14 protein-coding genes are annotated in these 13696 nt (G+C 70.8%); 9 read left to right on the top strand and 5 right to left on the bottom strand.

Annotated elements, in window-relative coordinates:
* Window positions 1–63: 63 nt before the first annotated feature.
* Window positions 64–819 carry a hypothetical protein gene (locus VQ02_RS31185; protein WP_048448143.1) on the bottom strand — a complete coding sequence of 252 codons (756 nt, stop codon included), beginning with the start codon at window positions 817–819 and terminating at the stop codon, window positions 64–66.
* 517 nt (window positions 820–1336) lie between these two features.
* Between VQ02_RS31185 and VQ02_RS31180 the strand changes: the two genes are divergently transcribed.
* On the top strand, window positions 1337–1552 hold the full coding sequence (locus tag VQ02_RS31180) for a hypothetical protein (protein WP_053080623.1): 216 nt from the start codon (window positions 1337–1339) through the stop codon (window positions 1550–1552).
* Here VQ02_RS31180 and VQ02_RS31175 read toward each other — a convergent pair.
* The 3 genes from VQ02_RS31175 to VQ02_RS31170 all read right to left on the bottom strand — a co-directional run bounded on the left by VQ02_RS31175 (window position 1533) and on the right by VQ02_RS31170 (window position 2943).
* Window positions 1533–1934 carry a nuclear transport factor 2 family protein gene (locus tag VQ02_RS31175; protein ID WP_048448142.1) on the bottom strand — a complete coding sequence of 134 codons (402 nt, stop codon included), beginning with the start codon at window positions 1932–1934 and terminating at the stop codon, window positions 1533–1535. The genes VQ02_RS31180 and VQ02_RS31175 overlap by 20 nt on opposite strands.
* 64 nt (window positions 1935–1998) lie before the next feature.
* Window positions 1999–2106: an SDR family oxidoreductase gene (locus VQ02_RS40135; RefSeq protein ID WP_425339942.1), complete on the bottom strand. Its 108-nt coding sequence runs from the start codon at window positions 2104–2106 to the stop codon at window positions 1999–2001.
* Window positions 2107–2220: 114 nt separating this feature from the next.
* Entirely contained in the window at window positions 2221–2943 is a 723-nt protein-coding gene (locus tag VQ02_RS31170) for an SDR family oxidoreductase (protein ID WP_048448141.1), read from the bottom strand.
* Window positions 2944–3046: 103 nt separating this feature from the next.
* Here VQ02_RS31170 and VQ02_RS31165 point away from each other — a divergent pair, with 103 nt between their 5' ends.
* Window positions 3047–4030 carry a LysR family transcriptional regulator gene (locus VQ02_RS31165; RefSeq protein WP_048448140.1) on the top strand — a complete coding sequence of 328 codons (984 nt, stop codon included), beginning with the start codon at window positions 3047–3049 and terminating at the stop codon, window positions 4028–4030.
* On the opposite strand, the gene VQ02_RS40130 is transcribed toward VQ02_RS31165, so the two are convergent.
* Entirely contained in the window at window positions 3984–4391 is a 408-nt protein-coding gene (locus VQ02_RS40130; protein ID WP_083469552.1) for a LysR family transcriptional regulator, read from the bottom strand. The genes VQ02_RS31165 and VQ02_RS40130 overlap by 47 nt on opposite strands.
* A gap of 502 nt (window positions 4392–4893) precedes the next feature.
* Between VQ02_RS40130 and VQ02_RS31155 the strand changes: the two genes are divergently transcribed.
* The 7 genes from VQ02_RS31155 to VQ02_RS31125 all read left to right on the top strand — a co-directional run.
* Window positions 4894–5916 (top strand): TRAP transporter substrate-binding protein, encoded by a 1023-nt coding sequence (locus VQ02_RS31155; RefSeq protein ID WP_048448138.1) that lies wholly within the window; start codon window positions 4894–4896, stop codon window positions 5914–5916.
* 238 nt (window positions 5917–6154) lie between these two features.
* Window positions 6155–6826 (top strand): GntR family transcriptional regulator, encoded by a 672-nt coding sequence (locus VQ02_RS31150; protein ID WP_048448137.1) that lies wholly within the window; start codon window positions 6155–6157, stop codon window positions 6824–6826.
* The gene (locus VQ02_RS31145) at window positions 6823–8031 is read left to right on the top strand and encodes a CaiB/BaiF CoA transferase family protein (RefSeq protein ID WP_048448136.1); all 1209 of its coding nucleotides are present in this window, start codon (window positions 6823–6825) and stop codon (window positions 8029–8031) included. The genes VQ02_RS31150 and VQ02_RS31145 overlap by 4 nt, the downstream gene beginning before the upstream one ends.
* A gap of 49 nt (window positions 8032–8080) precedes the next feature.
* On the top strand, window positions 8081–9244 hold the full coding sequence (locus tag VQ02_RS31140) for an iron-containing alcohol dehydrogenase (RefSeq protein WP_048448145.1): 1164 nt from the start codon (window positions 8081–8083) through the stop codon (window positions 9242–9244).
* A gap of 2 nt (window positions 9245–9246) precedes the next feature.
* The gene (locus VQ02_RS31135) at window positions 9247–10173 is read left to right on the top strand and encodes a hydroxymethylglutaryl-CoA lyase (protein ID WP_048448135.1); all 927 of its coding nucleotides are present in this window, start codon (window positions 9247–9249) and stop codon (window positions 10171–10173) included.
* A gap of 40 nt (window positions 10174–10213) precedes the next feature.
* On the top strand, window positions 10214–11716 hold the full coding sequence (locus tag VQ02_RS31130; protein ID WP_083469551.1) for an aldehyde dehydrogenase: 1503 nt from the start codon (window positions 10214–10216) through the stop codon (window positions 11714–11716).
* A 115-nt stretch (window positions 11717–11831) separates the two neighbouring features.
* Window positions 11832–13696, top strand: a 1865-nt coding sequence (locus VQ02_RS31125; protein WP_048448134.1) for a TRAP transporter large permease, incomplete at its 3' end; no start/stop codon positions are given.

Below are 13696 nucleotides of genomic sequence, written 5' to 3'. Positions count from 1 at the left end.
CGGATCAGCCCTCCGCCCGCGGCGAAGGCACGGCCGCGTCGCAAGCCGGCCACGGCGACACCCTCATGGCTGCCGCCGGTAGGTGCCGCGGAAGGTGACGTTGGCGCCGCCGCAGGCCAGGTTGTCGTCGACGACGAGCCAGGCGCCGATCCGCCGCAGCCAGACCTTGCAATCGTAGGCGCCGCCCTTCTCGACCGGCAGGGCGCCGGCCTCGCCGACCGCGAAGCTGACGGTGTCGCCCTTGAGAGCGACCGTCCCGGCGAACTCGCCGATGTGGATCCCGCCGCGGCGCACCCGGTCCGGGTCGCCCGCACCCCAGGTCGCATCGCCCGCGACGGTCAGGGTCCCGGGCTTGTCCCCGAGCTTCACCCGGATCCGCGCCTCCACCCGCGTCCAGGTGCCGAGCCAGTCCTCTCGCGTGACGGGGGTCGGCGCCTCGACCGCCACCGCTTCGGCCGGGATCCAGCCCACCCGGCCCGCATCGTCCTTCTGGCCGCGGTATGCGGCGCAGAGGAATGCGCCGCGGCGCTCCCCGAGGAGCACGGAATCGCCGGCCACCAGGTAGGCCCGCTCGCGGCAGGCGGGGCTCGGGTCGGGGCAGCCCGCGCGGGCGAGCCCGTCCTTCACGAAGGCGGTGCGGCCCGGGCCCACGATCCGCCCTACGGCGAGCGCCGCGCCGGCGGAGAGGGCGGGCGAGCGCCGGCACTCGTTCTCCTCGGCTCGCACCCCTGAACCGCCCGCCGCAGCGACGAGGACGGCGAGCAGGATCAGGCGGCGCGACCTTCGGGCAGGCCGGCAGCCAAGCAGATATGCTTTCATGGGCAGACGCTTCGTCCGCACAGGATCCCGTCTTGTCGCAGGGTCTCGCGGCGAAACCTTAAGGTGAGGGTGGATCACGAGACGGCATCCGGGCTGGATGGTGCGCATGGCGGGCAGGCGATGGGTCGTGGCAGCGGCGGTTGCGATTCTTCTCGTAGCGATGGGATGGCGGCTGCGCGACGTCCTCGCGCAGGATGCCTGCCTCGACGCGGGCGGGACGTGGCAGGACGGCACCTGCCGGCATTAGGCGGCGCCACGCTGCGGCGCCAGCACCGATACCTGCCCGAGGACGGGTGCAACGACGATGACCGCTTGCCCGCGCGGGATCGCCGTCTTCGGATGAGAGCATCGCCCTGTCGCCGCGTGGCAGCCTCCACTGATCTCAAGACCAACGATCGGGTCGACGCCGAAAACTGCTCCCTGCTCGGCTGACAATCGCACTGTGTTACCGCCCCGATGCCCTGCGGCTGCCGCCCCGGGGACAGGGCTGGATCACCACCGTCTGGGTCTGTCCGGCGTGGTGGCGCTCGTGGCCATCCTGGTCGCCTGCGCCGTCGACACGGCGCCGGCCGTGATCTCGGACCGGCAGGTGCGCGCGACGGCGCAGCCCGCCGCGACTGCGCGGGTGAGCGAGGGCAGGTGCAGCGCCAAGCTCGTCGTCCACATCTGCGACGCGACCCTCGCCCTGCGCACGCCTGCGTCCGGGACCGGTCTCAAGCGGCCGGCGGGTTGAGCAGCACCCAGAGGCGCGCGATCCTGCCATCCACGACCTCGGCCACGTCCGCTCCGGTGACGACGATGGGCCCGCCGTCCGGGCCCGCCTGCCACTGCAGCGAACCCAGCCCGTGATGCCCGACGGCGGTGCCGACGGGCGTGAACCGGAAGGTCGGTCCGAACTGTTCCAGCAGGTTGCCGGCGACCGTGGCGATGGCGGACCGTCCCTCGACGACGTTGGTCGGCTCGAACATGACCGGCTCGGCCACGTAGAGCTCGTCCAGTGCAGCGGCCCGCCGGCCGGCGTAGCGCTCGTTGAAGACGCGTTCAAGGTTGGCCCGCAGCAAGCGGTCGTAATCGGGTTCCGGCGCCGGTCGGGCGGCGTGCGTGGTCTCGGACATGACTGATCTCCTTCGTCGGTGGACCGCATCGGGACCGACAAAGGAGTCAGTCCAGGGTTTTTCATCAAGCCAGGTAGCCGCCGTCGACAGTCAAGGCGGCCCCGGTGATGAAGCCGGCCTCCGGGCCGCTCAGAAAGGCCGCGAGCGCCGCGATCTCGGTGTCCCGCCCCATGCGCCCGAGCGCGATCAGCGGGGTGAGGCATCGCCTCCATGCCGGCCGACATCTCGCTCGCGACCGGACCCGGCTGGATCGTGTTGACGGTGATGCCGCGGGGGGGGCCGGCGATCAGACGAGGCGGGCGCCGCCATCGACGTGCAGGGTCTCGCCGTTCATGAGGCCGTTGCTCGTCAGGAAGACGACCGCCGCACCCACTTCGTCGGCCGTGCCGAGGCGTCGCTGCGGCAGCTTCTCGGTCAGGGCGGCCACATAGGCGTCGCGGTGGGCGCCGAGCGTGCGGGCGAGCAGCGGGGTGTCGGTGGTGCCGGGCGAGAGCGTGTTCACCCGCACCGGCGCCAGTTCGAGCGCGAGGCCGCGCGCCAAGGCCTCCATCGCGGCCGAGGCGGCGGCCAGCACGGCGGTCCCTTGAGCGCTCGGACGGTCCGCGAGGGCGCCGGAGATGAAGGTCACGGAGCCGTCCCGGGACAGCCGGTCGCCCAGGGCGCGCAGCGTGTGCACCGCCGCCCAGATGCGCTCGTCGAAGGCGCGCCTCAGGTAGTCGACCTCAGCGTCCAGGACCCTGCCGGCCACGAAGGTGCCGGCCAGCAGCACGAGATGATCCACGTGCGGGATGTCCACGAGCGCCGCCGCGATGGTCTCGGGACGGGTCACGTCCGCGGCGCGCCAGCCGGCGAAGGCGTTCTCCGCCGCCACGCGCTCGGCGCCCGCGGCGTTGAAGCCGACCACGATGACCCTGGCGCCCGCCGCCTGGGCCTGCCGGGCGGCCGCGAGGCCGATGCCCGAGGTGCCGCCGAAGATGACGATTGTGCGGTCCTGGAGGTTGCTGCTCATGACGATGATCCTTCCCGGCGCCGCCGCGGCGCGTGTGGGAAGAAGAATGGGCTTTCGCTCCGATCATGATAATCAGGCCCCGTTTCGCTTCAATCATGCCGCCATGGAACAGATCGGCCTCGACCGCCTCACCGGCATCATCGCCTTCGCGCGTTCCGCCTCGCTCGGCAGCTACACGGCCGCCGCGCGCTCGCTGGGCATCTCGCCCTCCGCGGTCAGCAAGAGCGTGCAGCGGCTGGAGGAGCGGCTGGGCCTGAGCCTCTTCACCCGCACCACGCGCTCGCTGACCCTGACGCCGGAGGGCCGCGACCTGCACGAGCGGGCGCTGCGCCTCCTGCGCGAGGCCGAGGCGATCGAGCAGGCTGCCGTGGCGGCGCGCTCGGAGCCGGCCGGCACCCTGAAGGTGACGGCGCCGTTCCCCATCGGCGTGCACCTGCTTGCCCCGGCCCTGCCGCGGTTCCGCGAGCGCCACCCGCGCCTGTCCGTCGACCTGCGCTTAGGGGACCGCTTCGCCGACATCATCGAGGAGGGCATCGACGTCGCGATCCGCGTGGGCGAACTCGCCGATTCCCGCCTGATCTCCCGGCGCCTCGCGCCGCACCGGCTCTGCGCCTTCGCGTCGCCAGCCTACCTGGCGTGTCGCGGGACGCCGCGGCATCCGGATGACCTGATCCACCACGACTGCGTGAACTTCCGCTTCCAGAGCACGGGCCAGGCCCTGCGCTGGCCGTTCCGGATCGGGGCGAAGGTCGTGGAAATCACCCCCGACGCGGGCATCGTCACGGACTTCAGCGACGCGGTGGCGGCGGCCCTGGTGGCGGGCGGCGGCATCGGCATCTCGCCGACCTACGTCGTCGCGCGCTTCGTCGAGCGGGGCGTGCTGGTGCCGGTCCTGCAGGAGTTCTCCGTCGAGCGTTCCGCCATCACGGCGCTGTGGCCGGAGAACCGGCGCGGCAATCCGAACGTGAGGGCGTTCCTGGCCTTCCTCGGAGATGTGTTCCGATCCCCGGCGCCTTGGGACGAGCTGCTCGCCTCACCCATCAGGGACGAGCAGGGCCCTGGCCCGTTGGATGCGAAGCCCACGTGATGGCCATCACATCCTGAACCCGTGGCTTCCGCACGGCGTGATTCCAGGCTTGCCGGCAGGTTGAGCAGCACCCGGAGGCGCGCGGTCGTGCCATCCACGACCTCGGGCCCATTCGATCGGCGTGCCGGTCGAGCTTCCCGTCGAGGCTGCGCACCTCCGCGAGAATCCGGCGCGCCGCGCGCACGAGCACCATGCCGGTCTCCATCGGCCGCACGCCCCGGGCGTGCCGGTCGAAGAGCCGCGTCCGAACGGTGGCCTCGATCTCGTGCAGGCTCTTGGTGAGGGCCGGCTGCATCGCCCCGAGGATCGTCGCGGCCTTGAGCAGGCTGCGATGGGTCTCCGGCGCGTCGACGAGGCGCAGATGGGCGAGCTTCGGGCGCGCTGGTCGAGATGGCGAGACGGCATCGCCTCACAGGGCCCCTGCCGCCGGTCGACGTGGGCGGTCTGGATCTCTGTAGTTCCGCCCCCGGCCGGCAAGGCGCTCCAGGGTGGGAGGCCATGCATCGGCGTGTTCCACGGCCGTCAGCCCGGCCAAGCCGCAGGGACGGATGAGCGCCGGCCCCGGCGAGGTCCGGCCACCGCCCGACGCCGACCTCCCGCGCGTTTCCGCCGATTTGTCCCCCTGACCGCCTCAGGTCGCTTGACGGCCCGCGTGAATGTGGAATACCGCATGGTATACCAATTAGGCGCTAACAAGGCGCCGAGACGAACCTGACGGCCCGAGCCCGCACCGGCGAGGCCGGGGCAGGAGCAGGCCGCGCGCCTCGGCGCCCGGTCGCGCCGTCCGACACGATCATCGAAACAGGACCGGCATCTCGCGCAGACGACAGCCGGCAGCACCGCGTCAAAGGGGAAGAACGTCCATGGTCGAGAACAGCAGATCCGGAATTTCGAGGCGCCACGCGATCGCCGGGCTGGCGGCGATGCCGCTCGTGTCGATCGGCTCGACGCGGAGCCGGGCCGCCGAGTTCGTCTTCAAGTACGCGACCGGCCAGGACCCGACGCATCCGGTCAACCTTCGGGCCGCCGAGGCCATCGCGCGCATCCGGGAGGCGACGGGCGGCCGCGTCGAGATCAACCTCTTTCCGGCCAATCAGCTCGGCTCCGACACGGATCTCATCTCGCAGGCGCGCAGCGGCGGCATCGAGATCCTGAACATCTCGTCCTCGATCCTAGCGACCCTGGTCCCGTCCTGCGGCATGCTCAACACGGGATTCGCCTTCCCCGATTACGACCACGTCTGGAAGGCGATGGACGGTGCGTTCGGCGATCACGTCCGCGCGCAGATCACGAAGTCCGGCCTGTTCGTCACGGACAAGATCTGGAACAACGGATTCCGGCAGGTCAGCTCCTCGACCCGCAGGATCGCGACCCCGGACAACATCAAGGGCTTCAAGATCCGCGTGCCGGTCGCGCCGATGCTGACCTCCCTGTTCCAGTCGCTCGGCGCGAGCCCCACGCCGATCAATTTCAACGAGGTCTATTCCGCCCTGCAGACGAAGATCGTCGAGGGCCAGGAGAACGCCCTCCCGCTGATCTACACGACCAAGCTCTACGAGGTTCAGAACAGCATCTCGATGACGGATCACGTCTGGGACGGGTTCTGGGTCGTCGGCAACCGCCGCGCCTTCGCGAGCCTTCCGAACAACCTGCGCGACATCGTCGTGAACGAGATCAACGCATCGGCCATCGCGCAGCGCCAGGACGTCGCGAAGCTGAGCGACACCCTGCGCGGCGACCTCCAGAGCAAGGGCATCGCGTTCGTGGACGTCGACCGCGCGGCCTTCCGCGAGACGCTGCGCAAGAGCGGCTTCTACAAGAACTGGCAGGGCAAGTTCGGCGACGAGCTCTGGAACAAGCTGCAGGACGTCGTCGGTCCTCTGTAAGAGCCTGTTTGATGGGCCATGACGGCGCTGACACTCATCGCGTCACTCCGGGCTCCGCTGCGCGGCCCCGGAGTGACGGAGAGGATATCAACGCCGTCGGCCAGGTCGAACAAGCTCTGGGACGCCGGGATCACCGCGGCCCGGCACGGACACCCGGCAACTGTCCGGTCCGGCGACCGGGCATAGCTTCATCGGACCGGCGCGGCTCCTGCCGTCGCGGTTTGAAGGAGTCGAGAGCATGTCGCAGATGACCGCGATCTACGATCAGCTTCGGGATGCCATCCTGTCGCTGGCGATGGCGCCGGGTGAGCGGTTCAGCGAACGGTCGCTGGAGAGCCGCTTCAGCGGCTCGCGCACCCCCATCCGCGCCGCCCTGGCGCGGCTGGAGACGGACGGGCTCGTCGCCCGGGAGGAGCGAAGCTGGATCGTGACGCCGATCTCGCTCGACGAGCTCGAGCAGGCCATCGAGTTCCGGCGGGTCATCGAGGTCGAGGTGGTGAAGCTCGCCTGCGAGCGGGCGCGCGCGGCCGACATCGCGGTCATCGAGGAGATCCTGGACTCCTGCCGGGAGGACGGTTCCCGCGCGGCGTGGCACCGCGTCGGCTCCGACTTCCACGTCGAGCTGGCGCGGCTGACGAACAACGGCTTCTACATCCGCGCCGTCGAGGACCTGATGATCCGCCTGTCGCGCGCGCGGTGGCTCGAGGTCTGGACGGTGGAGGGCCGCGACCGGTCCTGGGACGAGCATCACGCCATCCTGAACTTCATCCGCGAGGGCCGCGTCGACGAGGCCGTCGCGGCGATCGCGAGCCACATCGACGGCGTGCGCTCACGCAACATCGGCAGCAGGCTTAACGACGTGCCCTCTCATCAGGTCCGCGGCTTCTCCGTCGTGGGAAAGGCATCATGACCCAAATTCCGAACTCCGGCGCCCTGGCCGGGATCCGCGTCATCGAGATGGGCTCGTTCATCGCCGGCCCGTTCTGCGGCCAGCTGCTCGCCGATCTCGGTGCCGACGTCGTCAAGATCGAGCCGCCGCAATCCGGCGACGTGATGCGCCAGTGGGGCGCCGTGCAGCTCGACGGCAAGTCGCTGTGGTGGCCGGTCATCGCCCGCAACAAGCGCAGCCTGACGCTCGACCTGCGCAACCAGCGGGGACAGGAGATCGCCCGCGCCCTGCTCCAGGAGGCCGACATCCTGGTCGAGAACTTCCGTCCCGGCACGCTGGAGAAGTGGGGCCTCGGCCCGGACGACCTGTGGACGACCAATCCCGGCCTGATCGTCGCCCGGGTCTCGGGCTTCGGGCAGACGGGCCCCTACAGCCGCGACGTCGGCTTCGGCGCGATCGCGGAGGCGATGGGGGGCCTGCGCGCGCTCGCCGGCTTCCCGGACCGGCCCCCGCCCCGCGCCGGCCTGTCGATCGGCGACTCGCTGGCGGGCGTCTTCGCCGCCCTCGGCACGGTGGCCGCGCTCGAGGCCCGCCGCAGGACCGGCAAGGGGCAGGTGGTGGATGTCGGCATCACCGATGCCGTGCTGGCGGTGCAGGAGAGCGTCCTGTCGGAGTACAGCGCGACGGGCTCGCTGCGCCAGCGGACCGGGACGCGGCTGCCGGGCATCGCACCGTCCAACCTCTACCCGACGGGCGACGGGCAGTGGGTGATCATCGGCGGGAACGGGGACGCGATCTTCAAGCGCCTGGCGGAGGTCATGGGCAATCCCGGCCTCGCCGCCGACGCGCGCTACGCGACGCACCGCGCCCGCGGCGCTCACCAGGAGGAGCTGGACGACCTCGTCGCGGCCTGGACGCGCACGCTGCCGCTCGAGGAGATCCTCGCCATCCTCAAGCGGGCCGCCGTGCCGGCCGGTCCGCTCAACGACGCCGCCGGCATCGTGCAGGACGCGCATTTCCGCGAGCGCGGCGCCGTCGTGGAGGTCGAGTCCGAGGAGTACGGCCGCCTCACGATGCAGGGCGTGACGCCGCGGCTGTCCGAGACCCCCGGCGCGGTGCAGTGGGCCGGTCCCTCGCTCGGGTGCCACACGCACGAGGTCCTGTCCGAACGGCTCGGCCTGAGCCCGGCGGACATCGCCCAGCTCCAGGCCGACGGCGTGATCTGATCCCGCCGCGACGCCACCGCCAGACATGAATCCCAACGGAAGCAAGCCCTTGTCAGACATCGCGATCTTCACCGCCATCCAGAGACTGGTGCATGGATGCGGCGCCCTGAACCAGCTTCCCGACGAGGTCGACCGCTTCGGCCGGCGCAGGATCCTGCTCGTCACGGATCCCGGCCTCGTGAAGGCCGGCATCGCCGGGCGCGCGCTCGACCTGCTGGCGGGACGCGACGTCGAGGTCTTCTCGGAGGTCGAGCCGGACCCGAGCATCGAGACGGTGGTCGCCTGCGCCGATCGCGTGAGAGCGCTCGGGTGCGAGCTGATCATCGGCCTCGGCGGCGGCAGCGCCATCGACACCGCCAAGTGCGCCTCGGTCATGGCCACCAACCCGGGCAACGTCGAGGACTACCTCGGCATCGACAAGGTCGCGCAGCCGGGCGTTCCGAAGATCATCATCCCGACGACCGCCGGCACGGGCAGCGAGGTGACGAACGTCGCCGTGCTCAGCCTGAAGGCGCAGAACACCAAGAAGGGCATCGTCAGCCGCTACCTCCTCGCCGACACGGCCCTCCTCGACCCCGAGCTCACCCTCGGGCTCCCGGCCCCGGTGACGGCGGCGACCGGCATGGATGCCCTGACCCACGCGATCGAGGCCTACGTCTCGCGCTTCGCCCAGCCGATGACCGACGACTTCGCCCTCAAGGCGATCCGCCTGATCGGCGAGAACCTGCGGACGGCCGTCCATCACGGCCAGAACGTCAGGGCGCGCGAGGCGATGCTGACGGCGAGCCTCTACGCCGGCTACGCCTTCGGCAGCGCCGCGACCGGGATGGTGCACGGCCTGGCGATGCCGCTGGGCGGGCAGTTCAACATTCCGCACGGCATCGCCAACGCCGTGCTGCTTCCTCACGTGATGCGCTGGAACCTCGTCGCATCCCTGCCGCGCTACCGCGACGTGGCAGTGGCGCTCGGCGAGCCGGTCGCCCACCTCTCCGTCCGCGAGGGGGCCGAGCGGGCGGTCCTCGCGGTCGAGGCCCTGTCGCGCGACGTCGGCATCCCGGTGCACCTCGACGACCTCGCGGTGCCGCGCAGCGCCATGGACGCGCTTGCCCGCGACGGCCTGACGAACTTCCGCCAGGTCCGTCCCAACCCGCGCGACGTGACCTACGAGGGCCTGATGGACATCCTCGGGCGCGCCTTCCGGCCGGAGGCGTGACGATGCAGCTGCCTGCCTTCGCCCACATCACCGAGGTCGGTCCCCGCGACGGCCTCCAGAACGAACCCCGCTTCATGCCGACCGAGGACAAGGTCCGGCTGATCGAAGCGCTGGCGGCGTCCGGCCTGCGCGAGATCGAGGTGACGTCGTTCACCCATCCGTCGTGGATCCCGAACCTCGCCGATGCCGAGGAGGTCGTGCGGGCGACCCGCCACCTGCCGGTCAGCGCCTACGCGCTCATCCCCAACAAGCGCGGCATGGAGCGGGCGCAGCGCGCCGGCATCAAGGGCATGACCTTCGTCTTCTCGGCGACGGACGGCCACAACCGGCGCAACCTCAACCGCTCGACCGAGGACTCGCTGGTGGAGATCCTCGACCTGCACGCGGCGGCGGGAGCGGACGGGCTGCTGCGGCGGATCTCGCTCTCGACGGTGTTCGGCTGCCCCTTCGAGGGCGATGTGCCGGAGGCGCGCATCCACGCGATCGTGGCCCGGCTCGTCGAGGGCGGGTGCGAGCGGATCGGCCTGTGCGACACGATCGGCGTCGCCGATCCGGTGCAGGTCTTCCGGCTGTCTCAAGGGCTGATCGCGCGATTCCCCGGCATCGTGTTCGAGCTGCACCTGCACAACACCCGCGGCTGCGCGCTCGCCAACACCCTGGCCGGGCTGCAGGCCGGCATCGTCCACTTCGACACCGCCATCGGCGGCCTCGGCGGCTGCCCCTACGCGCCCGGCGCCACCGGTAACGTCGCGACCGAGGACGTCGTGTCCATGCTGGAGGCGATGGGGGTGCGCACCGGCATCGACCAGGCGGCCCTCACGGCGAGCGACCGCCACCTCGCGCAGTGGCGCGGCGCGCCCCTCGACAGCGCCGTCTGGCGCGTCGCCCAGCGCTGCGCCTCCCCCGAGACCACCCCCTCAGGCGCCTGACATCCAGGCCGCCGATTCGTCCTGCCGCGGAGTGACCCTCATGACCACCTCGCTCGCGCCCGATGCGCGCAACGTCTACGCGAACTTCATCGCCGGTCGCGACGCCCCGGCCGCGGATGGGCGCACGTTCCAGTCCTACAACCCGACGACCGGCAAAGCCTGGGGCGTGTTCGCCGATTCCTCGGCCGCCGACGTCGACGCCGCCGTCGGCGCGGCCGCCTCCGCCCTGGACGGGCCGTGGGGCAGGCTGTCCCCGACCCGTCGCGGGCGCCTGATGATGAAATGGGGCGACAGGATCGCGGAGCACGCCGACCGCATCGCCGCCCTCGAGACGGCCCAGAACGGCAAGCTCTACGCCGAGATGCACACCCAGGCCCGCCTCGTGCAGGACTGGCTGTATTACTTCGGCGGCCTGGCCGACAAGGTCGAGGGAACCGTCATCCCGCTCGATCGCACCAGCGTCTTCAACTACACGCTGCGCGAACCGCTCGGCGTCGTCGCCGTCATCGTGCCCTGGAACTCCCCCACCTTCCTGACGATCATGGCGCTCTCGCCGGCCCTGGCGGCGGGCAACACCGTGGTCATCAAGCCCTCCGAGGTCACCTCCGCCTCCGCCATCGAGCTCGCGCGCCTGGCCGAGGAGGCCGGCATCCCCCCGGGCGTGATCAACGTGGTGACGGGCCTGCGGGGAGCGGGCGAGGCGCTCGTCAACCATCCCAAGGTGGCGAAGATCAACTTCACCGGCGGCGACGCGGGCGGCCGCGCCATCGCGACGGCGGCCGGCAAGCGGCTCGTCAGCACCGTGCTCGAATTGGGCGGCAAGAGCCCGAACATCGTCTTCGCGGATGCCGATCTCGACCGGGCCGAGGCCGGCGTGCTCGCGGGCATCTTCGCGGCGGCGGGCCAGACCTGCGTCGCGGGTTCGCGGGCCTACATCCAGCGCCCGATCTACGAGCGCTTCGTGGACAGGCTCGTCGCCCGCGCCGGCCGCATCGTGCTCGGCGACCCCATGGATGCGGCCACGCAGATGGGCCCGGTCGCGACGGCGGCTCAGCTCGAGAAGGACGAGACGATGGTGCGGCGCGCCGTCGCCGACGGCGCCGAGATCCTGTTCGGCGGCGGGCGCGCCTCCGTCGCGGCGTTCCCCGACGGATACTTCTTCTCACCCACCATCCTGCACAACCTCTCGGCCGACAACTGTCTCCTGCGCGAGGAGGTGTTCGGGCCGGTCCTCGGGGTGATCCCCTTCGACGACGAGAGCGAGGTGGTGTCGGCGGCGAACGACACGCCGTTCGGCCTCGCGGCCGGCGTCTGGACGCGGGATCTCACCCGCGCCCATACCATGGCCCGCAAGCTCCAGGCCGGCACGGTGTGGATCAACACCTACCGGGCGATGGCCTTCAACTCTCCGTTCGGCGGCTACAAGGACAGCGGCCTCGGCCGGCAGAACGGCATCCACGCGATCGACCAGTACCTCCAGACCAAGAGCGTCTGGTGCGAGCTGAGCAGCGAGGTCCAGGACCCCTTCGTCATCAAGGTCTGAGCCGACCATCGGCCCGGCCTTCTGCGTCGACCGCGAACAACAAGCGCCGACTGTCCCGATGCGGCCCGGTTCTCCGGAGGCCGCACCGGAGAGAGCGGCTTCAAGGGAGGACGACATGCAAATCGAACTCGCGGAGGCGCCTGCCTTGCCGGCGGCGTCGGCCAAGCGCGCCTGGGCGCGCTCCCTCGATAAAGCGCTGGGGCCCCTGATCGAGATCCCGGCCGCCCTCCTGGTGGTGGCCGAGGTCGTGGTGCTGCTGGCGGGCGTCGTCAGCCGCTACGTCTTCCACGCGCCCATCGTGTGGTCCGACGAGCTCGCCTCGATCCTCTTCCTCTGGCTCGCCATGCTCGGCTCCGTCGTCGCCTACCGCCGCGCCGAGCACATGCGCATGACCGCCCTCGTCAGCATGGCCTCGCCCAGGACACAGGCCTTCCTCGAGGCCGTGGCCCTCGCCGCCGGCCTCGCCTTCGTGGTCATGCTCCTCCACCCGGCCTACGAGTTCGCCGCCGAGGAGATCTTCGTCCAGACCCCGGCGCTGGAGATCACCAACGCCTGGCGCGCCGCCGCCCTTCCGGTCGGCTTCGCCCTCATGCTGGTCGTCGCAAGCTTGCGCCTCATCGAGTGCGCCGACTGGCGCCATGCCGCCGGCGCCGTGGCGCTCAGCGGCCTCATCATCGCCGCCCTGATGCTCGCCGAGCCGGTCCTGCGCTCCCTCGGCAACTGGAACCTCCTGATCTTCTTCGTCCTCGGCGTCGGCGCCCTGGTCTTCACCGGCGTGCCGATCGCCTTCGCCTTCGGCCTGGCCACCTTCGGCTACCTGATGCTCACCACCCGCGCCCCCGCCATGGTGGTGGTCGGGCGCATGGACGAGGGCATGAGCCACCTCATCCTGCTCGCCGTGCCGCTCTTCGTCTTCCTCGGCCTGCTGATCGAGATGACCGGCATGGCGAAAGCCATGGTGGGCTTCCTCGCCTCGCTGCTCGGCCACGTCCGCGGCGGCCTGCACTACGTGCTGGTGGGCGCGATGTACCTCGTCTCGGGCATCTCGGGCTCCAAGGCCGCCGACATGGCGGCGGTGGCCCCGGTGCTGTTTCCCGAGATGAAGAAGCGCGGCGCCAAGGAGGGCGACCTCGTCGCGCTGCTCTCCGCCACCGGCGCGCAGACCGAGACCATCCCGCCCTCGCTGGTGCTGATCACCATCGGGTCGGTGACCGGCGTGTCGATCACCGCGCTGTTCACCGGCGGGCTGATGCCGGCCGTGGTGCTGGGCATCACGCTGTGCATGCTGGTGTGGTGGCGCTACCGGGGCGAGGATCTCAGCCACGTCAAGCGCGCCACCTGGGGCGAGATCGGCCGGACGCTGGTGATCGCGTTCCCGGCGCTGGCGCTGCCCTTCGTCATCCGCGCGGCGGTGGTGGAGGGGGTGGCGACGGCCACCGAGGTGTCGACGATCGGCATCGTCTACGCGATCGTGGCGGGCCTGGTGATCTACCGTCAGTTCGACTGGCGGCGGGTGTACCCGATGCTGGTGTCGACGGCGTCCTTGTCGGGGGCGATCCTGCTGATCATCGGGGCGGCGACCGGGATGGCGTGGGCGCTGACGCAGTCGGGGTTCTCGCAGAGCCTGGCGGTGATGATGAAGAGCCTGCCGGGCGGGACGCTCGGGTTCCTGTTCGTGTCGGCGGTGGCGTTCGTGATCCTGGGGTCTGTTCTGGAGGGGATCCCGGCGATCGTGCTGTTTGGCCCGCTCCTGTTCCCGATCGCGCGGCAGGTCGGGGTGCACGAGGTGCACTACGCGATGGTGGTGATCCTGGCGATGGGCGTGGGCCTGTTCGCGCCGCCGTTCGGGGTCGGGTACTACGCAGCCTGCGCGATCAGCCGGATCCACCCGGACGAGGGCATCCGGCCGATCATCGGCTACATGCTGGCCCTGCTCGCCGGTCTCGTCGTCGTCATCCTCGTGCCCTGGATCTCCATCGG

It is taken from the genome of Methylobacterium variabile, from assembly GCF_001043975.1.
GTDB lineage: Bacteria > Pseudomonadota > Alphaproteobacteria > Rhizobiales > Beijerinckiaceae > Methylobacterium > Methylobacterium variabile.
This window is presented reverse-complemented; position numbering and strand designations above follow the sequence as displayed.

Excerpts from the sequence above, each read along its gene's own strand:
- VQ02_RS31185 (WP_048448143.1), bottom strand. The coding sequence starts at position 819 with ATGAAAGCATATCTGCTTGGCTGCCGGCCTGCCCGAAGGTCGCGCCGC.
- VQ02_RS31175 (WP_048448142.1), bottom strand. The coding sequence starts at position 1,934 with ATGTCCGAGACCACGCACGCCGCCCGACCGGCGCCGGAACCCGATTAC.
- VQ02_RS40135 (WP_425339942.1), bottom strand. The coding sequence starts at position 2,106 with ATGGGGCGGGACACCGAGATCGCGGCGCTCGCGGCCTTTCTGAGCGGC.
- VQ02_RS31170 (WP_048448141.1), bottom strand. The coding sequence starts at position 2,943 with ATGAGCAGCAACCTCCAGGACCGCACAATCGTCATCTTCGGCGGCACC.
- VQ02_RS31165 (WP_048448140.1), top strand. The coding sequence starts at position 3,047 with ATGGAACAGATCGGCCTCGACCGCCTCACCGGCATCATCGCCTTCGCG.
- VQ02_RS31155 (WP_048448138.1), top strand. The coding sequence starts at position 4,894 with ATGGTCGAGAACAGCAGATCCGGAATTTCGAGGCGCCACGCGATCGCC.
- VQ02_RS31150 (WP_048448137.1), top strand. The coding sequence starts at position 6,155 with ATGTCGCAGATGACCGCGATCTACGATCAGCTTCGGGATGCCATCCTG.
- VQ02_RS31145 (WP_048448136.1), top strand. The coding sequence starts at position 6,823 with ATGACCCAAATTCCGAACTCCGGCGCCCTGGCCGGGATCCGCGTCATC.
- VQ02_RS31135 (WP_048448135.1), top strand. The coding sequence starts at position 9,247 with ATGCAGCTGCCTGCCTTCGCCCACATCACCGAGGTCGGTCCCCGCGAC.
- VQ02_RS31130 (WP_083469551.1), top strand. The coding sequence starts at position 10,214 with ATGACCACCTCGCTCGCGCCCGATGCGCGCAACGTCTACGCGAACTTC.